The 23,697-nt window shown below is 43.2% G+C and carries 26 protein-coding genes; 2 read left to right on the forward strand and 24 right to left on the reverse strand.

The window, feature by feature from the left end; genetic code table 11:
* Nucleotides 1-3 precede the first annotated feature (3 nt).
* Genes DFO72_RS14285 through DFO72_RS14295 form a run of 3 tightly spaced genes read right to left on the reverse strand, consistent with a single transcriptional unit; the run spans nt 4 to nt 2,144 of the window.
* Nucleotides 4-1,263 (reverse strand): NADH-quinone oxidoreductase subunit C, encoded by a 1,260-nt coding sequence (locus DFO72_RS14285; RefSeq protein ID WP_134177260.1) that lies wholly within the window; start codon nt 1,261-1,263, stop codon nt 4-6.
* A gap of 3 nt (nt 1,264-1,266) precedes the next feature.
* Nucleotides 1,267-1,779, reverse strand: coding sequence for a NuoB/complex I 20 kDa subunit family protein (locus tag DFO72_RS14290; RefSeq protein WP_035327895.1), 513 nt, complete (start codon nt 1,777-1,779; stop codon nt 1,267-1,269).
* Nucleotides 1,770-2,144, reverse strand: coding sequence for an NADH-quinone oxidoreductase subunit A (locus tag DFO72_RS14295; protein WP_113882330.1), 375 nt, complete (start codon nt 2,142-2,144; stop codon nt 1,770-1,772). The genes DFO72_RS14290 and DFO72_RS14295 overlap by 10 nt, the downstream gene beginning before the upstream one ends.
* 624 nt (nt 2,145-2,768) lie before the next feature.
* On the opposite strand from DFO72_RS14295, the gene DFO72_RS14300 reads away from it, so the two are divergent.
* Complete coding sequence (locus DFO72_RS14300; RefSeq protein ID WP_113882331.1) at nt 2,769-3,485, forward strand: LysM peptidoglycan-binding and 3D domain-containing protein; 717 nt, start codon at nt 2,769-2,771, stop codon at nt 3,483-3,485.
* 46 nt (nt 3,486-3,531) lie between these two features.
* On the opposite strand, the gene DFO72_RS14305 is transcribed toward DFO72_RS14300, so the two are convergent.
* Complete coding sequence (locus tag DFO72_RS14305) at nt 3,532-3,777, reverse strand: hypothetical protein (protein WP_113882332.1); 246 nt, start codon at nt 3,775-3,777, stop codon at nt 3,532-3,534.
* A gap of 449 nt (nt 3,778-4,226) precedes the next feature.
* Between DFO72_RS14305 and DFO72_RS14310 the strand changes: the two genes are divergently transcribed.
* Nucleotides 4,227-4,415 carry a hypothetical protein gene (locus DFO72_RS14310; protein WP_009332207.1) on the forward strand — a complete coding sequence of 63 codons (189 nt, stop codon included), beginning with the start codon at nt 4,227-4,229 and terminating at the stop codon, nt 4,413-4,415.
* 156 nt (nt 4,416-4,571) lie between these two features.
* Here DFO72_RS14310 and ftsZ read toward each other — a convergent pair whose 3' ends face one another.
* The 20 genes from ftsZ to DFO72_RS14410 form a co-directional block, all read right to left on the reverse strand.
* The gene (ftsZ, locus tag DFO72_RS14315) at nt 4,572-5,729 is read right to left on the reverse strand and encodes a cell division protein FtsZ (RefSeq protein ID WP_113882333.1); all 1,158 of its coding nucleotides are present in this window, start codon (nt 5,727-5,729) and stop codon (nt 4,572-4,574) included.
* 209 nt (nt 5,730-5,938) lie between these two features.
* The gene (locus DFO72_RS14320) at nt 5,939-6,346 is read right to left on the reverse strand and encodes a F0F1 ATP synthase subunit epsilon (protein WP_035327916.1); all 408 of its coding nucleotides are present in this window, start codon (nt 6,344-6,346) and stop codon (nt 5,939-5,941) included.
* A gap of 22 nt (nt 6,347-6,368) precedes the next feature.
* Nucleotides 6,369-7,790 (reverse strand): F0F1 ATP synthase subunit beta, encoded by a 1,422-nt coding sequence (gene atpD / locus DFO72_RS14325; RefSeq protein WP_113882334.1) that lies wholly within the window; start codon nt 7,788-7,790, stop codon nt 6,369-6,371.
* A 70-nt stretch (nt 7,791-7,860) separates the two neighbouring features.
* Nucleotides 7,861-8,718, reverse strand: a complete 858-nt coding sequence (locus tag DFO72_RS14330) for a F0F1 ATP synthase subunit gamma (protein ID WP_009332212.1) — start codon at nt 8,716-8,718, stop codon at nt 7,861-7,863.
* An 89-nt stretch (nt 8,719-8,807) separates the two neighbouring features.
* Complete coding sequence (gene atpA / locus DFO72_RS14335) at nt 8,808-10,316, reverse strand: F0F1 ATP synthase subunit alpha (protein ID WP_113882335.1); 1,509 nt, start codon at nt 10,314-10,316, stop codon at nt 8,808-8,810.
* A gap of 24 nt (nt 10,317-10,340) precedes the next feature.
* Nucleotides 10,341-10,877: a F0F1 ATP synthase subunit delta gene (locus tag DFO72_RS14340; protein WP_113882336.1), complete on the reverse strand. Its 537-nt coding sequence runs from the start codon at nt 10,875-10,877 to the stop codon at nt 10,341-10,343.
* Nucleotides 10,874-11,395 (reverse strand): F0F1 ATP synthase subunit B, encoded by a 522-nt coding sequence (locus DFO72_RS14345; RefSeq protein WP_113882337.1) that lies wholly within the window; start codon nt 11,393-11,395, stop codon nt 10,874-10,876. The genes DFO72_RS14340 and DFO72_RS14345 overlap by 4 nt, the downstream gene beginning before the upstream one ends.
* Nucleotides 11,396-11,543: 148 nt before the next feature.
* Nucleotides 11,544-11,756, reverse strand: coding sequence for a F0F1 ATP synthase subunit C (atpE, locus tag DFO72_RS14350; RefSeq protein WP_009332220.1), 213 nt, complete (start codon nt 11,754-11,756; stop codon nt 11,544-11,546).
* Nucleotides 11,757-11,831: 75 nt separating this feature from the next.
* Nucleotides 11,832-12,545, reverse strand: coding sequence for a F0F1 ATP synthase subunit A (gene atpB, locus DFO72_RS14355; protein ID WP_113882338.1), 714 nt, complete (start codon nt 12,543-12,545; stop codon nt 11,832-11,834).
* 21 nt (nt 12,546-12,566) lie between these two features.
* Nucleotides 12,567-12,941 carry an ATP synthase subunit I gene (locus tag DFO72_RS14360; RefSeq protein ID WP_113882339.1) on the reverse strand — a complete coding sequence of 125 codons (375 nt, stop codon included), beginning with the start codon at nt 12,939-12,941 and terminating at the stop codon, nt 12,567-12,569.
* Nucleotides 12,942-12,946: 5 nt separating this feature from the next.
* Complete coding sequence (locus DFO72_RS14365; protein WP_009332225.1) at nt 12,947-13,168, reverse strand: AtpZ/AtpI family protein; 222 nt, start codon at nt 13,166-13,168, stop codon at nt 12,947-12,949.
* 302 nt (nt 13,169-13,470) lie between these two features.
* Nucleotides 13,471-15,738 (reverse strand): S8 family serine peptidase, encoded by a 2,268-nt coding sequence (locus DFO72_RS14370; protein WP_113882340.1) that lies wholly within the window; start codon nt 15,736-15,738, stop codon nt 13,471-13,473.
* Between the two features lie 78 nt (nt 15,739-15,816).
* Nucleotides 15,817-17,106, reverse strand: coding sequence for a serine hydrolase (locus DFO72_RS14375; RefSeq protein ID WP_243856170.1), 1,290 nt, complete (start codon nt 17,104-17,106; stop codon nt 15,817-15,819).
* 172 nt (nt 17,107-17,278) lie between these two features.
* Nucleotides 17,279-17,518: a hypothetical protein gene (locus DFO72_RS14380; protein ID WP_113882341.1), complete on the reverse strand. Its 240-nt coding sequence runs from the start codon at nt 17,516-17,518 to the stop codon at nt 17,279-17,281.
* An 88-nt stretch (nt 17,519-17,606) separates the two neighbouring features.
* On the reverse strand, nt 17,607-18,203 hold the full coding sequence (locus tag DFO72_RS14385; protein WP_113882342.1) for a hypothetical protein: 597 nt from the start codon (nt 18,201-18,203) through the stop codon (nt 17,607-17,609).
* Between the two features lie 494 nt (nt 18,204-18,697).
* Entirely contained in the window at nt 18,698-19,849 is a 1,152-nt protein-coding gene (gene wecB, locus DFO72_RS14390; RefSeq protein WP_113882343.1) for a non-hydrolyzing UDP-N-acetylglucosamine 2-epimerase, read from the reverse strand.
* 63 nt (nt 19,850-19,912) lie between these two features.
* The gene (gene upp / locus DFO72_RS14395) at nt 19,913-20,542 is read right to left on the reverse strand and encodes a uracil phosphoribosyltransferase (protein WP_113882344.1); all 630 of its coding nucleotides are present in this window, start codon (nt 20,540-20,542) and stop codon (nt 19,913-19,915) included.
* A 156-nt stretch (nt 20,543-20,698) separates the two neighbouring features.
* Nucleotides 20,699-21,940, reverse strand: a complete 1,242-nt coding sequence (gene glyA / locus DFO72_RS14400) for a serine hydroxymethyltransferase (RefSeq protein WP_113882345.1) — start codon at nt 21,938-21,940, stop codon at nt 20,699-20,701.
* Between the two features lie 176 nt (nt 21,941-22,116).
* Nucleotides 22,117-23,112 (reverse strand): anti-sigma factor, encoded by a 996-nt coding sequence (locus DFO72_RS14405; protein WP_113882346.1) that lies wholly within the window; start codon nt 23,110-23,112, stop codon nt 22,117-22,119.
* Nucleotides 23,105-23,638 carry a sigma-70 family RNA polymerase sigma factor gene (locus tag DFO72_RS14410; RefSeq protein WP_113882347.1) on the reverse strand — a complete coding sequence of 178 codons (534 nt, stop codon included), beginning with the start codon at nt 23,636-23,638 and terminating at the stop codon, nt 23,105-23,107. Before DFO72_RS14410 ends, DFO72_RS14405 begins: the two co-directional genes overlap by 8 nt.
* Between the last annotated feature and the right edge of the window lie 59 nt (nt 23,639-23,697).

The raw sequence follows: 23,697 nt of genomic DNA on the forward strand, positions 1-23,697 counted from the left end.
TGGTTACACCTCCACATCGTACGGTTCATAGTCTTTGCGCAGCGGATGCCCGATCCAGTCTTCCCCAAGCATAATCCGATATAAATTAGGGTGGCCCTTAAACTGAATGCCCAGCAAATCATATGTTTCACATTCCGGCCAATCCGCTCCCGCCCATAACGGCTGCAGAGAATCGATTTCCGGCTTATCACGGTCAATTTTAACCTTAAGCGCAACAGATTGGCGCTTTTTGTATGAGTATAAGTGTGCATACACTTCCATATGCGTCTCAAAATCAGTGCCATGAAGTTCTGATAGATAATCAAAACCAAGCTGTTCATTATATTTCAGAAATTCTGCTAATTTAAAATATGATTCAGCCTTGGCAACCAAAGTCGGCACATCCTTGGAAAGGTCATTAATATAGTACTCTTCAAGAACGTCAGCACCAAGATTCTCTTCAATTACCTTCACATATTTATCAAGATAAGGCTGATTAACGGATGGCGCTTTTTCTGCAGCTGGTTCGGTGTCTGCCTTGCTTCCGGCAGCTTTTGCCTTTGCGGCTGCAGCTGCGGCGGCCTTTGCTTTTGCGGCTGCGATTGCCTTGGCCTTTTCATCATCTCCAGACCCGCCAGCTTTACCTGAAGCAGCTAATTTTGCTTTTGCGGCGGCTTTCGCCTTTGCGGCTGCAATGGCTTTTGCTTTTTCGTCATCCCCGCCAGCTTGTTTTGCTTGAGCAGCGGCTTTCGCCTTAGCTGCTGCGGCGGCCTTTGCCTTCGCGGCTGCGGCGGCTTTTTGCTTGGCAATGTCCATATCTTCTGCAGGTGATTCTTCCTTCGCTTCGCCCTGCTCTTTCGCCTTCATTTTAGCCAGTGCTGCAGCCTTTGCCTTCGCGGCTGCGGCGGCTTTTTGCTTGGCAATGTCCATATCTTCTGCAGGTGATTCTTCCTTCGCTTCGCTCTGCTCTTTCGCTTTCATCTTTGCTAGTGCTGCAGCCTTTGCCTTCGCGGCTGCGGCGGCTTTTTGCTTGGCAATGTCCATATCTTCTGCAGGTGATTCTTCCTTCGCTTCGTTCTGCTCTTTCGCTTTCATCTTTGCTAGTGCTGCAGCCTTTGCCTTCGCGGCTGCGGCAGCTTTTTGCTTGGCAATGTCCATATCTTCTGCAGGTGATTCTTCCTTCGCTTCGCCCTGCTCTTTCGCCTTCATTTTAGCCAGTGCTGCAGCCTTCGCTTTAGCTGCCGCTTCTTTTTTCAGCTGTTCAAGATCTTTTTCTCCGCTCATAGGTTAGATCACCTTCTTTCCAGTCTTAGCCTCATAACGGATTTTTTCTTTTAGCTTATTAATTCCATAAATCAATGCTGCCGGGTTCGGCGGGCATCCTGGTATGTATACATCAACAGGGACAATCTGGTCGACCCCTTTTACAACTGAATAAGATTTAACATATGGCCCTCCCGCTGTTGCACAGGAACCCATTGCAATTACCCATTTTGGTTCAGGCATCTGATCGTAAAGACGGCGGACAATTGGCGCCATTTTCTTTGTTACTGTACCTGAAACAATCATGACATCAGACTGACGGGGAGATGTACGGAAAAAAGATCCGAAACGGTCCAAATCGTAATGCGATGAACCAACACCCATCATTTCAATGGCACAACAAGCAAGCCCGAAGGTCATTGGCCACAATGAATTACTCCGCGCCCACGCTTTAATCTGTTCCAAAGTTGCCATAAACACATTACGCTGCAGTTCTTCCATTTCTTCTGGTGTAATATTATCCAGCTTTAAATCCATTTCAGCACCTTCTTTTTCCATGCATAAACAAGACCAATTACTAGCATAAATACAAAAATCAGCATCTCAATCAATGCAAAAATACCAAGTTTCTCATAGGCCACAGCCCATGGATACAAAAATACCGTCTCTACATCAAAAATGACAAACATCAGGGCAAAAATATAATAGCGGACATTGAACTGCACCCTCGAATCATGGAATGGCTCAATCCCGCTCTCATATGTGGTATACTTCGTATCATATGGCTTATAGGGCCGCAAAAGCTTTCCCAAAAACAAAGCCACCACAGGCAGTATAACTCCCAGGCACAAAAACACAAAAACTATCAAATAGTTATTCTGATATAAATTCCAAAGCTCCATGCCCATCCCCTCCAATGCTGAAAATTTTCACAACATTTAAACATGTAACCGTAACCATTATACACCCTACTCCCCCATGTGTCGACACAACCTCAGACTATTATTGGAAATTCTATCTATGCCCAAAATCGGATACCAGAAAGAGAATTTCCATACGCAGTTCCCAGCTGGTTTAACACCTTCTCCAGATTATATGAGCTTGCCCCCAGTCAATATCCATTAATTCTTCTTTTATATTCTTCTACCATTAAAAGTTAAACTTCCTGCTTTGTCAGTGAGATATCTAACACCTTAAAAGGGTTTTTCATTTTAAGCCTAAGTTTTTTGTATTCATGGTTCCTTGAGTTTTTCGGTCATTTCCCGTTCTACCAGAATACAGCACTGACATATTGGAATATAAACTACTTACAAAAGTTTCTATTTAAACCATCTTAAGGATTAAATGTATCAAATATGACTATTTCTGATGCTTTTTATTCATCTATTATGAACATTATTATAGTTTGCCAATTCTTCGTTAATTTCCTGAAATGTGCGTAATTAAACTATAACTCCCCTGTTCTTTTTCTCAGAATTTTCTGTGCTAGCATAGAAATTGTCAACCAAGCTATTAGGAGGCTTAATATGAAAAAGTATTTTTATTATCTGCTCGCAGCTATAACCATCTGGAGTACAGCAGGTGCGAGCGCATATGCAGAAGAAGTAACTGTAAACAAAGGGGATACCCTGTGGTCCATAGCACAAAAACATGAAGTATCCGTTCAGGATATTAAAAATTGGAATGGTCTAACCGGGGATTTGATTCATCCAAATGATAAACTCGATGTTTCACCTGAAGAAATATACATAGTAAAATCCGGAGATACTCTATGGAATATTGCCAAAACATACGGTATAAATGTACATAATCTCAAAAAATGGAATCAGCTGAACTCAGACGTTATTAATCCTGGTTTAGAGCTTATCATCTATAAAAATGGCTCTGTGAAGGAAACAAAATCTAAAACAGTTGTAAAAGCCGCTAACACAGAACAGCCTGCAGCTGAAGCAGGCAAAAGTCTGACTGTCACTGCAACTGCCTATACAGCCAGCTGTGAAGGATGCATCGGCATTACTAAAACAGGAGTAAATCTTATTGATAACCCTGATGCAAAAGTTATTGCGGTGGATCCGGACGTAATTCCTTTGGGTTCTAAAGTATTTGTAGATGGATATGGCTATGCTACTGCCGAGGATATTGGCGGGGGAATTAAAGGAAATGAAATTGATGTGTTTATTCCTGCCACACCAGATGCCATGCAATGGGGAAGAAAAGAGGTAAAAGTTACGATTCTGAATTAAATGCTATTAACGAAGAGGTCTCTCACACAGGGACCTCTTAATTATGTTATTCATTATATGGCAGCTTTTTAACCAAGTATGTTTCAGACACCCGGCAAAATGCTTTTAATAGATTTTGCATACATTTTATCCGAATCGCTTCGTCAAATAAAAATACATTAAAAATCTCCGCTTCAAGCATGATGAATATTTTCATGGTTGCATCATCCTTATTGCTTATATGATTATGTGTAAAATAGCTGATTAACTCTCTTTCATAATATTCTATCGTTCCAAATAATACAGTCGACAAGGATATCACCCCCTGGTTTTCTTAAACCTTGTCTTTTATAAAAAACAAAATATATAATTTTCAATGTCGCTACCTGTCTAGCTCCAAAAGGAACGCTTCGACAGCATCATCATCGCGGAACTAAAATTAGGAGGAGCGCCTGCCCCCTCGAAGTCAAAGCTTGTCTAGCTGCGGCTCCCAGGGGCTAGGGGTCATGCAGAAGTTGCCACAGGACGTGGCCGTTCCCAGTCTGCGTTCCTTCGTGGGCAAGGCGCTTGTGCTTTTCTTAGCACATGTTGATAATATATGATTCTATTCTACGGGTTTCAACAAAATCTGACACATTTAACAAAATAGTTAAATTAGTTAAAAAGACCATTTGTTTTTAATATAAATGAAACATGGCTGTTTCCTATGAAATTATATTTTGTGATAAAGTTATCTTAAGAGCTAAATTAGGAGAAATACATATGACTAAAAACAACTGCCCAGTTATTCAAAAATTCGATGAGCTCGTTAAAAAAAGCAATGAGCTAAAAAAAGAACTAGACGTCACTCCTTTTGAAGATAAACAAAAGTTCATGAGCCTTCTCAAAAAGCTTATGACCGTGCATAAGAATTTGGATCAGTTAACCCTATATGACCAGACAAAGTATTGAAATAATACAAGGACAGGCTATGCCTGTCCTTTCTTCATGTATAAAATCTGGATTGTGGCTATCAGCCACTCACCCACCAACATATCAACCATTAATTCTATTCGATTAAGTTCACCTAAAAACAGGCTGCCATCAAAAGGCAGCCTGTTTTTAGTATTAGCGTCTTCTTCGGTTTCTAAGGAACGCCGGGGTATCAAGTGACTCTTCTTGCGGGTCAGCATGCACCCGGTAATCTTCCTGAACCGGTTCCCGATGTTCTCTAGCCGGCCGGCGATTGCTTGGTTCTTCTGCATACTGATATGTATGAACATATTCTCTTTCTGCTGTTGGTCTTGAACTAGGTTTGGCACGTAATTCCTCTTGCTCATTAAAGCCGGTCGCAATAACCGTAACAAGTATTTCTTCCTTTAGGGAATCATTAATGACCGAGCCAAAAATCATATTCACTTCCTCATCAGAAGCGGAGGCGACGATGTCTGCAGCCTCTTGCACTTCATATAAGCTGATATTAGCACCGCCTGTAATATTCATGATGACGCCGCGGGCTCCATTAATGGACGTTTCTAATAAAGGACTTGATATTGCTTTACGGGCTGCTTCAGCCGCGCGGTCTTCCCCAGTAGCAATTCCAATCCCCATCAATGCTGTTCCTTTATGGGACATAACTGTTTTAACATCGGCAAAATCGAGATTGATTAAACCAGGAACGGCAATCAAGTCAGAAATGCCCTGAACACCCTGGCGGAGGACATTGTCTGCTTCCATAAACGCTTCAAGCATAGGTGTTTTCTTATCAATAATCTCTAATAAGCGATCATTTGGAATAATAATTAGCGTATCGACTGCTTTTTTCATTGCCTCAATGCCTGCATCTGCATTGGCTGCACGCTTGCGGCCTTCGAACTTGAAGGGGCGGGTTACCACACCAATTGTCAGAGCGCCTACTTCACGGGCAATACGTGCAATGGCAGGAGCAGCACCAGTTCCAGTTCCGCCGCCCATTCCGGCAGTAACGAATACCATGTCAGCACCCTTCAATACTTCACGAAGCTGACTTTCACTTTCTTCAGCCGCCTTCCTGCCTACATCAGGATTTGCCCCTGCTCCCAGGCCCCTCGTTAAGGTAGCACCGATTTGCATGGTTACTTCTGCCTTTGATTGATTTAGAGCTTGTCCATCTGTATTAACAGCAATAAACTCTACTCCCTCAACTCCATGTTCAATCATCCTGTTTACAGCGTTGTTTCCCCCGCCTCCGACTCCGATGACTTTGATCGTAGCATATTGGTCTATATTTGTATCAAACTCCAGCATTGCGGCTCCTCCTTTAGTTCAAATAGAATTGCATGATTGCTTTAAAAAAGAGAGTAACCCTTTAAAGGTTTACTCTCTTCTATTGTAAAGGCCTATATGAAAGAATTCGAGTGATATATCTATTTTTTGGGGCAATTTTCTTAAAATTCCTGTGGTAAATATTACTATAAAAAACACCCCCAGCTTAGCCAGGGGTGCTGATGTTTTTATTAGAACTTTCTTTCCGAAACTTCGATCCGATTGATTGCACGCTGAAGTGCAAGCTCTGCACGGCGAAAATCAATGTTTTCACGCTTCTGCTCATTCAAGCGCTGTTCAGCACGCTGTTTCGCACGAACGGCACGCTCTACATCAATCTCATCTGCCTGCTCAGCAGATTGCGCTAAAATCGTTACCTGCTCCGGACGAACTTCCAGGAATCCGCCGCTTACTGCGACGAAATCAGTTTTTCCGCCGTTTTTTAAACGAACGGCTCCAATTTGTAACGGTGCAACCATTGGAATGTGTCCAGGTAAAATTCCAAGCTCACCGCTTTGAGCTTTTGTGCTTACCATTTCCACATCTGATTCATACACCGGGCCATCGGGAGTAACAACACTGACTTTAATCGTCTTCATTTTTTACCCTCCTGGTCCAGAATTAGACCTCTACGCCCATTTTCTTAGCACTCTCGATAACTTCTTCGATTCGGCCGACAAGTCGGAATGCATCTTCTGGCAGGTGGTCATACTTTCCTTCAAGAATATCTTTGAAGCCTTTAACTGTTTCTTTAACCGGTACGTATGATCCTGGCTGGCCAGTAAACTGCTCAGCAACGTGGAAGTTTTGTGACAAGAAGAACTGGATACGGCGTGCACGTGCTACGATTAGCTTATCTTCATCAGAAAGCTCGTCCATACCAAGAATCGCGATGATATCCTGAAGTTCTCTGTAACGCTGTAATGTCTGCTGCACCTGGCGTGCAACTGAGTAGTGCTCTTCGCCAACGATTTCCGGTGACAATGCACGGGAAGTGGAAGCGAGCGGATCCACCGCTGGGTAGATACCCATCTCAGAAAGCTTACGCTCAAGGTTAGTTGTTGCATCTAAGTGGGCGAAAGTTGTAGCCGGAGCCGGATCCGTATAGTCATCGGCCGGTACGTAAATCGCCTGGATGGAGGTAACAGAACCTACGTTAGTAGATGTGATACGTTCCTGTAATTTACCCATTTCAGTAGCTAGTGTCGGCTGGTAACCAACGGCAGATGGCATACGGCCTAATAGGGCTGATACCTCTGAACCTGCCTGTGTGAAACGGAAGATGTTATCCATGAAGAAAAGAACGTCCTGTCCCTGGTCATCACGGAAGAATTCTGCCATTGTCAAACCAGTCAGGGCAACACGCATACGCGCTCCTGGCGGCTCGTTCATCTGACCGAATACCATCGCTGTTTTCTTGATAACGCCTGAATCTGTCATTTCATGATAAAGGTCATTACCTTCACGAGTACGCTCACCTACACCGGCAAATACGGAAATACCGCCGTGCTCCTGAGCGATGTTATTGATCAATTCCTGGATTAATACGGTTTTACCTACACCGGCACCACCGAATAGACCGATCTTACCACCTTTAATGTATGGAGCAAGAAGGTCTACTACCTTAATTCCAGTTTCAAGAATTTCTACTTCAGTAGAAAGCTGCTCAAACTTAGGAGCCTCTCTGTGGATAGAATCACGACGGGCATCTGCAGGGATTGCAGGATCTAAGTCGATTGATTCACCAAGTACGTTGAATACACGTCCAAGTGTTAGATCACCTACTGGTACAGAGATTGAAGCACCCGTGTCAACAACTTCACTTCCGCGCTGTAAGCCGTCAGTAGAAGACATTGCAATGGTACGGACTGTATCATCACCTAAATGAAGGGCAACTTCAAGGGTTAAGTTGATGTCAACTTCAGATTCGTTACGCGCTGGATTTGTAACAGTCAATGCATTATAGATCTCAGGTAGCTGGCCGCTTTCGAACTTTACGTCAACAACCGGACCCATAACTTGAAGAACGCGTCCTTTGTTCATCTTTTTCCCTCCGTTCATTTTACATAATGGAGAGCAGGCAACAACTCACCTGCTAACTCCGCTTTTCGTTTTATTCTAACGCGGCTGCTCCGCCGACGATTTCGGTAATTTCCTGCGTGATGGCTGCCTGACGTGCACGGTTGTAGCTTAAGCTTAATGAATTGATAAGATCTTTAGCATTATCCGTTGCATTCTGCATCGCTGTCATCCTTGCAGCATGCTCACTTGCCTTACTGTCTAATAGCGCACCGTAGATTAAGCTCTCAGCGTATTGAGGCAGCAATACTTTTAAAATTTCTTCAGCGGAAGGTTCAAACTCATATGATGTAAGCTTTTTAGAGCTGGAGATATCCGTAAGCGGAAGAAGCTTCTTCTCTGTTACATCCTGTTGAATCGCGCTGACATAATGGCTGTAGTACATATATAATTCATCAAATGTCTCATCAGCAAACATGCCAACTGTTTTGCTGGCAATATCTTTGATTTCAGCAAATGCTGGCTGGTCTGCAACCGCAACGATATCCAGAATGACGTTCATATTGCGTTTTTTGAAAAAGTCGCGGCCAACACGTCCGATCGCAATGATTGCATACTCATCCGGTGATTTATGGCGCTTTTGAATTGTCTGGTAGACATTTCGCAATACGTTACTGTTATAAGCTCCCGCAAGTCCGCGGTCAGACGTGATTACAAGATAACCAGTTTTCTTGACAGGGCGGCTGGTCAGCATTGGATGTGATACATCTTTGCTTCCCAAAGCGATGGATGCCGTAACTTCCTGGATTTTCTCCATGTAAGGCACGAATGACTTTGCATTCATTTCTGCCTTATTCATTTTCGCAGCTGATACCATCTGCATTGCTTTTGTAATTTGACTCGTTTTCTTCGTAGAAGTAATACGATTTTTTATATCGCGTAATGATGCCACAGGTTCTCACCACCCTTATACAAGTTTGTCAGAACCGAACTAAGATGCCAGGGTGGGAACCAAATATCCCACCTTAAAGGCAATCTTCATTATTCGGATACTGCGAAAGTTTTCTTAAAGTCGTTAATCGCAGATGCCATATCGTCATCAGAAGGAAGTTCTTTAGTAGCCACGATATGGTCTAACAAATCTTTGCGGTTATGGTCTAACCATGAAAGGAATTCAGATTCGAAACGACGAATATCCTGTACAGGAATGTCATCTAAGAAGCCGCGAGTTAGAGCGTAAAGGATTGCAACCTGCTTCTCAACTTTTAACGGCTTGTTAAGATCCTGCTTTAGAACCTCTACTGTACGGGCACCACGGTTAAGTTTAGCCTGTGTTGCTTTATCAAGATCAGAACCGAACTGGGCAAATGATTCAAGTTCACGGTATGAAGCAAGGTCAAGACGCAGTGTACCTGCAACCTTTTTCATTGCTTTGATCTGTGCAGATCCACCTACACGTGATACAGAAAGACCTGCGTTGATCGCCGGACGTACACCGGAGAAGAATAGGTCTGACTGAAGGAAAATTTGTCCGTCAGTGATTGAGATAACGTTTGTTGGAATATAAGCAGAAACGTCGCCTGCTTGTGTTTCGATAAATGGAAGCGCAGTGATTGAACCTGCACCTTTCGCATCGCTTAGCTTCGCAGCGCGCTCAAGCAAGCGGCTGTGCAAGTAGAATACGTCCCCTGGATATGCTTCACGGCCTGGAGGACGGCGCAATAGCAATGAAAGCTCACGGTAAGCAGAAGCTTGCTTTGTTAAGTCATCATACACAACAAGAACGTGCTTGCCGTTGTACATGAACTCTTCACCCATTGTTACACCAGCGTAAGGAGCTAAGTATAGCATTGGAGCAGGCTGTGATGCAGATGCTGTTACAACGATCGTGTAATCTAGGGCACCTTGCTTACGAAGTGTCTCTACTGCATTACGAACAGTAGATTCTTTTTGTCCGATTGCCACATAGATACATACCATATCCTGATCTTTTTGGTTCAGGATAGTATCAATTGCAACGGATGTTTTACCCGTTTGACGGTCACCGATGATTAACTCACGCTGTCCGCGTCCGATTGGCACAAGCGCGTCAATCGCCTTGATCCCTGTCTGAAGCGGCTCGTGTACAGATTTACGATCCATAACACCTGGTGCCGGGCTTTCAATTGGACGTGATTTTGTTGTGTTGATTGGTCCCATTCCATCTACTGGCTGTCCAAGAGGGTTTACTACGCGGCCGATCAGTTCTTCACCAACCGGTACCTCCATGATGCGGCCCGTACGGCGTACTTCATCGCCTTCACGGATTTCTGTAAATGGTCCTAAAATAATAATACCGACGTTGTTTTCTTCAAGGTTTTGTGCCATACCCATAACGCCGTTTGAAAATTCAACAAGTTCTCCAGCCATGACATTGTCGAGGCCATGAGCACGAGCGATACCGTCACCAACAGAGATAACCGTACCTACATCACTCACTTGAATTTCCGACTGATAGTTTTCGATTTGCTTTTTTATCAGCGCACTGATTTCTTCAGCATTGATGCTCATGAGTTTCACCCCTATCTACGAATCTTAGCCTAATAATTGACGTTCAAGACGCTCAAGCTTCCCGCGCAAGCTGCCGTCGAAAATCCGGTTTCCGATTCGAAGCTTGATGCCGCCGAGCAAGTTAGTATCAACTATATTGTCAATACGAAGTGATTTTTTTCCAACCTTAGCTGCAAATGACACAGATAATGCTTCCTTCTCTGCATCGGTCAGCGGACGAACAGTGTATACTTTTGCATCCGCAATCCCTTTTTTATCATTCGCAAGGCTTATAAAATGATCTGCCACATCAGAGATATGATCTTCACGGTGGCGTTCAATTAATATCATTAACGTATTTAGTACAAACGTGTTCACAGATGCAAATGCGTCTTTTAAAATCTCTTTTTTCTTCTCAATTGAAAGCTTTGGAGATTTCAATACAGACTTTAAATCTGAGTTATTAGTTACTACTTCTTTCACTGCACGAAGCTCTTCTTCCATTTGGTCAAGAAGCTGGTGTTCATTCGCAAGCTGGAAAAGAGCCAACGCGTAGCGCTTTGCTACTGTGGAGCCCGTCATCGCTTTTCTCCTGCCTCTTGAATGTATTCATTGATCAGCTTTTCTTGATCAGCTGCGCTTAATTCCTTCTCAATAACCTTGGAAGCAATTAGGACAGACAATGAAGCGACCTGCTCGCGGATAGCGGCAACCGCCTGTTCTTTCTGCTGCCCGATTTCAAGCTTAGCAGATTCCTTAATGCGTTCAGACTCAGTGCGGGCAGCCGCAATGATCTCCTCACGCTGCACGTCGCCTTGTTTCTTCGCATTTTCGATAAGGCCCTGTGCTTCTGTACGTGCTTCTTTTAAAAGATTTCTTTGCTCTTCTAAAAGTTTTTTTGCTTCTGTACGGCTTTCTTCTGCCGCTTGGATTTCACTGGCAATGTGCTCTTCACGCTGCTGCATAATGCCCATTAAAGGACCCCACGCGAATTTTTTCAGCAATGCCAACAAGATGATGAACATGATCAGCTGGTACAAAATGTCCCCGCCGTTAAAACCGCCGCCTGCAGCGCCTAAAACTAGACTGTTTGTTAACACCCTCGATTCACTCCCTTCAAGAGTTGTTCCACTTATGAAACGGAGTCATATGCATGATTCCGATTTAGTTTTACGGTAAAAAACATAAAGGAATGGCGAAGGTTCATGGAATGATCTTCGCCATTTAGAACGATTGGTACAGTATTAATTAACCGCCGATAACCATGAACGCGATAACAACGCCAATGATCGGAACAGCCTCTACTAACGCAACCCCGATGAACATTGTAGTTTGAAGCATACCGCGAGCTTCTGGCTGGCGAGCCATACCTTCAACTGTTTTTGATACGATAAGACCGTTACCGATACCGGCACCTAGTGCTGCTAAACCGATTGCAATTGCTGCTGCTAAAAGACCCATTATTGAGTTCCTCCTTAAATTGTATGAAAATTTATTTGTTTAAAATGTTTTGTCCATGAAATGAACAGGTATATATTAATGGTCATGGCTCACTTTGTGTGCCATATAAACCATTGTTAACATACAGAAAATGAATGCCTGGATAGATCCGACAAAGATTGAGAATCCTTGCCATACAAGTGTCGGCAGGATTGCCGCAAGCATTCCGCCTACACCGGCGTGAGCCAGTCCTCCGACAAGCAATGTCAGCAGGATTTCACCTGCATAGATATTACCGTAAAGACGAAGTCCCAACGTCAGAGTGTTTGCAAACTCTTCAATGATTTTCAATGGGAACAAGAAAGGCATTGGCCTGATAAAATCACGGCCGTATTCTCCTACTCCTTTAAGCTTTACGCCATAATAATGCGAAAGCCCAACAACCATTGCCGCTAATGTTAATGTGATAACAGGATCGGCTGTCGGCGATTTCCACCATAAAGTGTGATCATAAGTGATTGCGAACGGAAGTCCGAGCATGTTTGAAACAAAGATATACATGATCAGGGTTAATCCAAGAATATGGAATCTTCCGCCTGTCTTCCAGTCCATCGTGCTGTTAATGATATTCTTAACAAAATCCATAATCCATTCGAAGAAATTTTGCATCCCCGTTGGTTTCATGGCCAATCGACGGGTTGAAAGCAAAGCAATAATGAAAACAACAGCACTTGCCACTGTAATCATCAGTACATTTGATAAGTTAAAATTCAATCCTAAAAAGTCCACTATAGGAGCTTCATGATGCAATAGTGTTCACCTCTCTTCCCGCTATTTACGTAATTGAAAAGATTGAAGAAAATAATCTATCATAATGACAATATAGGATGTCATTAATCCAAATACCACACTGATCAGATGCAGCTTATCGGGATATTCCAGAGCGATCATCACAGCAAAAACTGCTGTAGCCATTCTGGATACCGTTCCAAGTGAACGCACCTTCTCGCCTCTCTCGACTGCCTCTCCAAACTGCAGCGCCTTTCGTGAAATCAGCCACAAATTGAACAGGCTTAAGCTTGTACCAAAGATCAAGCCCAGAAAAATAGATTGATAAGGTGTAAACCCCCAGCCGAGAACGTATGCAGACAACAAAAGGAATATGTATTTTCGCTGTCTTTGAAAAGTTACTTTGATTTCCGGCATGATGTTTATTCTCCTGTGAAGAAATGTTGGATTAAGCGAAGCATGGCGTAAATCCCGGCGCCCAGTCCAATGAACAAGCCGACCAATAGGAATAACGGCTCTGTTCCTGCCTTGCTGTCAAGCCACCTTCCGGCGAAAATGCCAATGAGCGTGGAACCTACTAACTGAGAAAGAATGGCGGACATTAAGGCCATCGCCTTAAATGGGTTGCGGTCTTTTTGACGCATAAAAACGCATCCTCCCTTAAGAGAATGGTAAGTGGGTTTTGAGGCCATAATTAATCACATTAACATCATGCAGAAGTGGGAAATATGTCTGCACAAATATTTTGAAAACCCTATCATCTTTTACCCTTTGTAAGCATACAATAGGGCTTTGTCAATGTCAATGCGTTTGGAGTGAAAAAGTTCACAAACAAAAAGGTAAAAATATGGTATGTTCACATATTTATCACATTTAATTTTCGGATATCTATTGAAAAAGGAGCGAGTTTCTGCATCGCTCCTGAAAACGCTTTATTTTGGCATGATCACTTACTTCGAGTGGTCCGATTGTTTGCAGAAGGATCCGGGTCCCCAAGCTGCCCATCCGGCCTCACAAAGAGATAGGTTTCAATCCAATCTTCCTTGCCTGCTTTTTTGGCAAATACCTTTGCAAGGTACAGCCCAGGCCCAGGAAGCTTATCTGCAGGAATTTCCTGCAGCAGCTGTCCCTTGCCTGCATTTCTTTTCCAATCCAGAAACCCCATGAAGCGGAGGCTTTCCGAATCAAACATGGCAATTCCGAACTCTTCTGCACCGCCAGGGAGATACACTTCATAGCGGTACGTGCCCGGCTTATCTCCCTTACCCAGTCCGAACCCCATCACCCTTGGATAATCCGGCTCTTCAAGCACATAAAGATAGGGAATTCTAATGCTTTCGGCACCAGCCTTCATCAGCAGGTACCCATCATGGATTTTTTTCTTTAAAAGAGTAGGATCTGCCGACATTTTGATTTCCACCTTTTTCTTATCACCGGGGTTTAGTTGAAACGCCATAGGTATTTCCCAATTGATGCCCTGTTCCTTATATGGTGCAGAAAAGGAATAGGTCTGCGTTTTCTCACTTATATTTTCAATCGTAATAAAACTGCTGTGTTCATGCAGCCTGTCCGCGATCTGAAATTTCCCAAACTGCAGAGATGCCGGGAGGACAAGTGTTTCTGCTCTCAGTGCTTTATCAAGCTGAATTCTGCCTGCTCCCTGCTCATAAGTTCTATATGTTTCTCCATCTGTATTCCTAAGAAGCTTAGCGGTATTCATAAGTGCAGCCTTAATCTGTTCAGGCCCCCATTCGGGATGAGCCTGTTTCAAGATGGCACAGGCCCCTGCGACATGCGGAGCGGCCATGCTTGTCCCCTGCAGCGGGAGGTAACCGCCAGGAATGGTACTATTTATGGCGACTCCGGGTGCCACAACATCCGGTTTGATTTCCCATGTAGATGTAACCGGACCGCGGGAACTGAAGTCAGCCAGGATGTCCCTTTCTTCTATTATATTTGTCCGGGCAAGGTGTCTTCCTTCATTAATATCTCTCTTGAGCTCCTCTCCTTCTTCCTTTGATAACGCCGCTGCCGGAATTGGAACACCACTGTCCAGATTGCCAAAAAACCTGCCTTGCGTATTATTAAAAATAATGATTCCCTCTGCTCCTGCTTCCATTGCATGGACTGCCTTATCAGTAAACGTTAGTTCACCTCTTTCCACTAATACCATTTTCCCTTCGGCATTCTTCAATTCTTCAGGATGACCTAGTCCTCCATCGATCAGTTCATAGGATCGGTCAAACTCCCAATCCTTTGAACCCTGCAGCAAATCAAGACGAATTTCCCGCCCGCCTATGTTCAAAAAAGGCACCTTCATCGTTGGTGTAGAGGCTCCTACAGAAATAGCCTTCGACGCTGTGCCCGGTGATCCGACTGTCCAAATATTCGGCCCGGAATTGCCCGATGAAGTGACAGCCGTTATTCCCTTTTCAACTGCTTTATTCAGGGCCATGCTTATTGGGAGGTCAGGTCCGTTTACGTTATTTCCCAAGGAAAGGTTTAACACATCAACTTTATCCTTTATCGCCTGTTCGATGGCCGCTATCACCTGTTCTGTTGTTCCGCTTCCTCCTGGTCCAAGAGCCCTGTAGGCGATAATGGTTGCTTCTGGTGCGACCCCTTGAATCCTGCCATTTGCCGCGATGATTCCGGCGACGTGAGTGCCGTGCAGCGTGCCTTGTCCCCTGGCAGCCTTTGTTTCCATTGGATCCTTATCATTATCCACCAGATCATGTCCGCCGCCATAGCTCCTTCGCAAGTCGGGATGATTATAATCAATGCCGGTATCGATTACGCCTACTTTCACACCCTTGCCTGTGAGGCGCTGATTATCTCTGTCATAATAGCCTCTGGCCTTAATGCCGCCAATCAGCTTGATATTGTCATCGGAATGTACATGATAGGTATTAACCGGTGAAACAGAAGATACTGACTCTATCTTTTGCAGGCTTTGCAATGCAGATTGCTTTCCTATAACTGAAAAGCCATTAAACGCCTGATTGAATGTATGCCTAATTTGCAGATCAGGATTTTGATCTATCATTTTCTTAATCCTCTGTTCATTCCTCGCATCTTTCAGTACTACGATAGCCACTTTTTCTATACCAGGTGTCTCTTCCGGAATAGGAGGGTGTGAAAGTGTCCGGGCCGAAACAGGACTTTGACTCCAAAACAAGGATATGACTGTTATGACCAGCAAGAATTTTTTCATATGAAAACCCACCCTCTTTTTGTTTTAGGGTGGGCTGAATAGGTACCTTGTATGCGTAAATCGATATAAAATAAACGGCTAGTTCAAGGATTCATAAACAATATTAGCTACTTCTTTAGAAAGAGCGCCAGTGCTGCGGTATGATCCGCTTGGTAAAGGGCCATTGTTTTGTTTGTTCGTCAGCAGGATAACCTGAAGGTTTTCCTTTGGATCTATAATAACCTGGGTTCCAGTAAAACCTGTATGGCCAAAGGCTATGTCAGAATAGTGATCTCCCATATACCAGCTTTTATCCAGCTCCCAGCCATATCCCTGGCCAAAGCGCTGAGGAGAGGTAAAGATATCAATCACTTCTTTATCATACATTTTGGTTTTTCCATATGTTCCGCCATTTAACATGGTCTGGCCCAATACGGCAAGGTCCCTTGCTGTCGAAAATAAACCGGCATGGCCTGCAATACCTTTATTGCCATAAAAGCTATTTCCATCATTAACTTCTCCAATTAAGGTGTAATTTCTCCAGTATTTAAACATATCTGGGCTTTCTTCTACATAGTACCCGAAATTAGGGTCATCAATCATTTTATACTCATAAGGATTTCCCCAGGAAGTAGCCGCAATTTTTTTCTTGAGGTGTTCAGGTGGAGTAAACATCGTATCATGCATGTTTAAGGGTTTATAAATATTTTCCTCTAAGTATTTATCCAATTTTTGTCCACTTATCTCTTCAATTAAAAAACCGAGCATCATAAAGCTAAAATCGCTATATCTTCTGTCGGTGCCTGTCGGATATTCAAGGTGCAGCTGATTTATATAACTCAGTACCTCTTCCGAATTGTCAGCATATAGGTATGTCGGTTTCCAAGGAGTCAATCCTGAGGTGTGTGTCAGCAAGTCGGCCACTGTAATATCTTCTTTTCCATTCTGAGCAAACTCAGGTATATATTCAGATACCTTGTCATTGACTGAAAGTTCACCGTTGCTAACAAGTTTCATAATACCCTGAGTTGTTCCCATCACCTTCGTAACTGAAGCAAGATCGAAGATTGTTCTCTTTTTCATTTTTCGGGGATTACTGAGCAATTCCCCCATATCGAATTTTTGTGCATATCCATACGCTTCCTCTTTGACAATCTTTCCATCCTTGGCCACAAGAACTACTGCACCCGGTGTAACACCATCCTCAATAGCCTCCGTAATGGCTTTATCAATACCCTTCAATTTCTCAGGATCAAAGCCAGCCTTTTTCGGATGGGCTTGACTTAATTTCTGCCCGTACCTTTCTTTGGCATTCACCATATTTCCAGAAAAAGCTCCAGAACTCAAGACTAATGCCAATACTATTAACAAAAACTTTAATCTTTTCAAATCTTCATCTCCTTTCCAGATTAACCAATATACAATATTTTGTATAATTAATACTATCTATCTTTCAATTGATTATCAATATAGTTTTTAGTATTTTCAGAAAATAGTACTTTTAGATTATGAGGAAGATAAAAAAGCCATCAAATTAATGATGGCTTTCTACCTTTATGTATTAGAACAGCTGATTCGGTTCAAGCTTTCCCTTTTGAATTAAACGGTCACGCCTCTTATCTCTCCACATATCCGTTAGGGTCGCGGCTATTAATAATACTGTGAGGAGGATTCCTTTTCCTTCTGCCAGTTTAAATACCATGGCGATAAAACCTTCGGACATGAAGGTACCCATTAATGAACCCAGCAGCATGATGATCCAGACAATTAATGCTCCTTCTAAAATGGCTATTGCTCTCATTTATTCAACCTCCAGGTATTTAAAATCATTATGCCAATACCCTGAAGACAGCAGTCTAAACGTAAATCTTGCAATTTGGGGCATACCTTTACTTTCCAAATATCTTCTGCCAGATGCTTTTGCTTTTTTCAGCCTCTAATGCACCGGCTACTTCTTCTACAGACTTTTGTGTCGCCATCAGTTTTTCATAGAGGGAAGTGACTTTTTCGCTCTCTTTTTCATAGCCTTGTGCATGGGCATTTCTTAAATCTTCAATTGTAAGTTTGAGCTCATGCACCTCATGAATCAGCTGCTTGTTTTGCTCTCTGATTTTATTCTGGGTAAGGCGGGACTGTTCATTTTGCTGAACGAGAAAGCTGACCAGCTTTTTCATATCTGTTAGTTCAGAATTCACATTCACCAGTGAGGTGGTGCTGCTTTCTTCGTCATCCTCCACTGTAATGATCACCGGGATGCCTGCATCCTCAAGCTTTGCTGTGACTTCCTCTTTCTTTAACCCATCTGAATACAATTTTCTGATGAATTTAAGCTTTTCGATTTCGGAAACCTGGATTTTATAGCGGTTGTGCTCTTTCCGATAATTTATGTACTCTGCATGCTCCTGCAAATAACGCTTCAAGCTATTCTCAGGTATGTCCGGAAGTGCCTCTTTAAGCTCCTTCATTGTCAAATACTGATTTGCCAACGTCCTCAGCACCTTTCTTGGTATCTTGCCGATTCACCCAGCCGCTGCTGGGCATTACCCATGACCAACCACCTAACCGCCAACTAAACCACCATCGATATTTTTGCGGTGAGTTCCCCATCAATGAAGCCATTTCAGCCGCCATTTTTCCAACCATGACCAGGTCAATTAATCACATTAAAAAACTTAAAACAACTAATATATCAACATTATTCAGGCAACCATCCAACCATCAACATGTTAACCGCTTACTATTTCAGTATGAATTCAACTTCCATTTCTCCTATACTCTATCATAACTTTTCTAGCTTTGCGGGGAAAGAGACTTTTAACATAAATATTGATTGATATTACATAAATCCCCTATACTATTTATCAACCACCCAACCACCAACATATCAACCATGTTATTTCTAGTTTTCAAACACACTTTTCCCCTCCCCTTTCTGAAAAGAACAAAAAAATGCACCTCCTTTTAAGAGAGGTGCATTTTTTTAGTTTTGCGGTTTATATTCTTCTGGACGATCATTCGTCTGTTGAAAATAATAGCGGATCGCTTCGCAAATTCTGCTGGAGGCATTACCGTCTCCATATGGATTTACGGCTTTCGCCATTCTTTCAAAAGCTGCCTGGTCAGTCAGAAGTTCAGTTGCCAGTTCGTAAATTGGCTGTTCCTCAATGCCGGCAAGCTTAAGGGTGCCTGCTTCAATACCTTCAGGCCTTTCCGTTGTATCTCGAAGGACAAGTACAGGTACACCAAGGGATGGCGCTTCTTCCTGAACTCCACCCGAATCTGTCAAAATCAAATGAGCTCTTGAAGCAAAGTTATGGAAATCAATGACGTCAAGCGGTTCAATCAGATGAATACGGCTATCGCTGCCGAGGATCTCTGACGCAATTTCCCGTACAGCCGGATTCAGATGAACTGGATATACGACTTGTATATCTTTCTGTTCTTCTACGAGCCTTTTAATAGCTTTGAACATGTTCCTCATCGGCTCTCCCAGGTTTTCACGGCGGTGTGCAGTCAGAAGCACAAGGCGGTCATTTCCAATTTTCTCAAGGACTTCATGGTGATACGTGTCTTTAACAGTTGTTTTAAGCGCATCAATTGCCGTGTTTCCAGTAATGAAAATACTGTCGTTCTTTTTATTTTCATTTAAGAGGTTTTCCGCTGACTTTGATGTTGGCGAGAAATGAAGATCTGCCATTACGCCTGTAAGCTGGCGGTTCATTTCCTCAGGGAATGGAGAGTATTTATTCCATGTGCGCAATCCCGCTTCCACATGGCCGACTACAATCTGGTTATAGAATGCGGCAAGGCTGGAAATAAACGTTGTAGTAGTATCTCCATGAACAAGCACGATATCCGGCTTTACTTCCTTCATGATCTTATCAAGGCCTTCAAGTCCGCGTGTTGTCACATCCACCAAGGTCTGGCGGTCTTTCATGATATTCAGGTCATAATCAGGTGTGACCTGAAAAATGTTTAATACCTGATCTAGCATTTCGCGATGCTGTGCCGTAACGGTGACAATCGATTCAAACTGATCAGGGCGTTTTTCCAATTCAAGAACAAGGGGTGCCATTTTAATAGCTTCCGGCCTTGTTCCGAAAATCGTCATCACTTTAATTGGACCATTCATTCGGAGCACCTTCCTTTTTTAAATGATATTTTCAATCTTTTTGTCCCTTCGCTGCTGCTGAGATTATTTCGTTCCGAATAAACGGTCGCCTGCATCGCCGAGACCAGGAACAATATAGCCTTTTTCGTTCAATTTTTCGTCCAATGCTGCGATATAGATGTCAACATCAGGGTGAGCTTCCTGTACAGCTTCTACCCCTTCAGGAGCAGCAATCAGGCACATGAATTTAATGTTTTTGCCTCCGCGTTTTTTAAGAGAATGGATGGCTTCAATTGCGGAACCGCCAGTTGCAAGCATTGGGTCAACCACGATGAAATCTCTTTCTTCCACATCACTGGGAAGCTTAACATAGTATTCCACCGGCTGCAGTGTTTCCGGGTCACGGTATAGACCGATATGGCCCACTTTTGCAGCTGGGATAAGTTTTAGGATGCCGTCTACCATTCCGATTCCCGCACGCAGAATTGGAATGATTCCAAGCTTTTTACCTGCCAATACATTGGATTTCATCGTGCTGACAGGTGTTTCAATTTCTATTTCTTCTAAAGGCATATCACGAGTGATTTCGAATGCCATCAATGTTGCCACTTCGTCAACAAGCTCGCGGAATTCCTTGGTTCCCGTACTTTTTTCACGAATGTATGTAAGCTTATGCTGAATTAATGGATGGTCAAAAACGTAAACCTTTGCCATGAGTATCTCTCCTTTTCAATATGCAGAATTAGTCGAACCACACTTCGTCTAATTTTACAGAAAAACGATTCCATCGGCAACTATGATTCGCTTTTGTAAAAGAAAAGTCATTTTTGCATGGAAAAAGCCGGCCTCTTGCTGAGACCGGCTGATTGATTAATATTCAGGGTATAAAGTGAAGCTGCCTGTTAAGGCTTCGACGCGCTGAGCCGCTTCTTGAAGCTTCCCTTCATCTTCATGATTTTTTAGTGTGAAGGCAATAATGGATGCAATTTCCTGCATTTCTTTATCGCCAAATCCGCGGGAGGTAACGGCTGCTGTACCGATACGGATACCGCTTGTCACGAATGGGCTTTCCGGATCGAAAGGAATTGTATTTTTGTTGACTGTAATGCCGACCTCATCAAGTACTTTCTCAGCAACTTTCCCCGTTAAGCCAAGGGAACGGAGGTCAACTAACAGCAAGTGGTTGTCTGTGCCTGCAGATACAAGGTCAATTCCTTCAGCCTGCAATGCTTCAGCCAGCTTTTTGGCATTAGAAATAATATTGCCTGCATATGTTTTGAATTCTTCCTGAAGCGCTTCGCCGAAGGCAACCGCTTTTGCCGCAATAACGTGCATTAAAGGACCGCCCTGGATTCCAGGGAAAATGGATTTATCAATTTTCTTCGCATATTCTTCTTTGCAGAGAATCATGCCGCCGCGCGGTCCGCGCAATGTCTTGTGCGTAGTAGTTGTAACAAAGTCCGCGAACGGAACCGGATTCTGATGAAGCCCAGCAGCTACAAGGCCTGCAATATGAGCCATATCAACCATCAGCATAGCACCGACTTCATCGGCAATTTCACGGAAACGTTTGAAGTCAATTTCACGCGGATAGGCACTTGCACCCGCTACAATTAGTTTCGGTTTATGCTGACGGGCCTTTTCAAGCACATCATCATAATTGATGCGATGTGTTTCTTTATCCACCCCATATTCGACGAAATTGTACTGCACGCCGCTGAAGTTAACAGGGCTGCCATGAGTTAAATGTCCGCCATGTGATAGATTCATGCCAAGAACTGTATCTCCCTGCTCCAGGACAGTGAAGTATACAGCCATATTTGCCTGTGCGCCTGAGTGCGGCTGCACATTCACATGCTCTGCTCCGAAAATTTCTTTCGCACGGTCACGTGCTAAATCTTCGACCACATCTACATGTTCACACCCGCCATAATAGCGTCGGCCTGGATAGCCTTCAGCATACTTGTTTGTTAAAACAGAACCCTGTGCTTCCATTACCGCTTCACTGACAAAGTTTTCAGAAGCGATTAATTCAATCTTTGATCTCTGGCGTCCTAATTCTTCCTGAATTGACTTGAAAACCTGCTCATCCTGCTGTGCTAAATGCTTCATAAGAATCCTCCCTTTTCTCCAACACACTTTTAATTAAGGAAAGCTTTGTGAAGGCTCTCCATTTTTATGTATCGATCTTTTTGTGAAAATTCTTTTATATTTTAGCATGTTTTCCGAAAAAGGGACAGGCACCTATCCGAGTTTGATGAAGTGGTATAGGTGCCGTCGCCATCCTTTTATTCCCAGTTCCAATAATCCACTTCGCCAAGGTATGGAGCACGTATTTGCTTTTCTTCTTTTAGCTTTAATAGTTCTTTTACCGGACCGGTAACGACTGCTCCATAGACAGTGAAGCCATTTTTTTGCAGATATTGATGACGTTCTTTCAGATGATCTAGCCCTAAAAAGTTTTCATAATAGCTTTGAGATTCATTTTTTAACAGGGTTTCCATCTGTTTCAGCATCAACTTTTTATTTTCGTTCATAAATTCCTCATTAAGGGCCAATTTCGACTCTGACATATAATCTTCTCCTGCTTCCCTTCCCCCAGTCAGACCATAAATGGATGTTAATTCAATTGAGTTGCCTCCACTGCCATACCCCGTCTGAAATTCCTTCAGTTCCCCTGTATAGAGCGGCATCCAAAGGACTTCCAGATCATAGGGCTTTAACAGGTTCAGAAGCTCTTCGGGTTCCATAAATGACTGTGTGGAAAACGCCATTTCCGCCACGGTCCCCTCGTGTATTTTTTCAAGTGAAGCCCAGACACCAGGTTTCCCTTCAGCTGATAGCCTTTTTCCGCTATTCGGATTTTGAGGCAGGGAGAAACGGTAAATGTTTTCGTTTTGCGGCTCATATTTCTGGATTTTTAAGGTTGAATACGAATTTAGCATTCTTTTCTCAATGTGAACCTCTCCGATGGTTTGAGAATCACGGCCAATCTGGCGGGAAATCGGGTAGGATATTTTCTGTGTCAGAAAGGGAGTTAGTTCTTTATTAACAAAACCGCCAAAATCCTCATATAGATTGGGATGCTTCCAATCAAGTGCTACCTTGCTGTAAAATACATGCTTCTTTTCACTATTGGCGGCATCGGATAATATATTGGCGGCCATCATATAAACCCAGAACAAAAGCAGACAGGCAGCGATGATCCTCATTACTCTGAATGTTAAGGTAAATCGGTATCTGGCCATGATTTTATTTTCGCGGTCTTTGTTCCAGTCAGTCATGTTTTTCCCTCCATTGTTCATCGGCGAGCTGTGCAAGCTTTTTCCGGGCCCGATGCAGTGTCACCTTTACTTGATTTTCCGAAAGATCCAGCGCCTCCTGGATCTCACTATAGCTAAAAGACTCAAATTCTCTTAAATATAGGATGGACCGATACTGTTCCGGCAGGCAGCTCATAAGATCTGCCACTTTTTCCTTCGATTCTTTATTTAATGCTTCATCTTCCGGCAGTCCATATGGACTTATCATTTCATCTCTGGAAAATAAATAGCCGGCAAAAGGAATCTTATTTCTCCTCTGCCGTTTCCGCCATTCATCCAAATAGGCGTTCCTTGCCACTTTGAATAGCCATGCCCTTACATCTTCCTGCTTATAGAAAGAGAGAGAAACCGTTGCCTTAATGAATGTTTCCTGAGTTAAATCTTCCGCTGTTTCTTTGGAGCCGGACATCTTATATAAATAATAATAAAGCGGTCTGGCATAATGCCGGTATAAATCATCCAGCCTATCCCGCCTGCTCTCCTTCAACGGTCTCTCCCCCCATTCTCCATAAAAGCTGCACTATATACACGTTCTTCCTTCCTGAA

Origin of the sequence: Cytobacillus oceanisediminis, from assembly GCF_004366035.1 — a bacterium.
GTDB classification, from domain to species: Bacteria; Bacillota; Bacilli; order Bacillales; family Cytobacillaceae; genus Cytobacillus; species Cytobacillus oceanisediminis_C.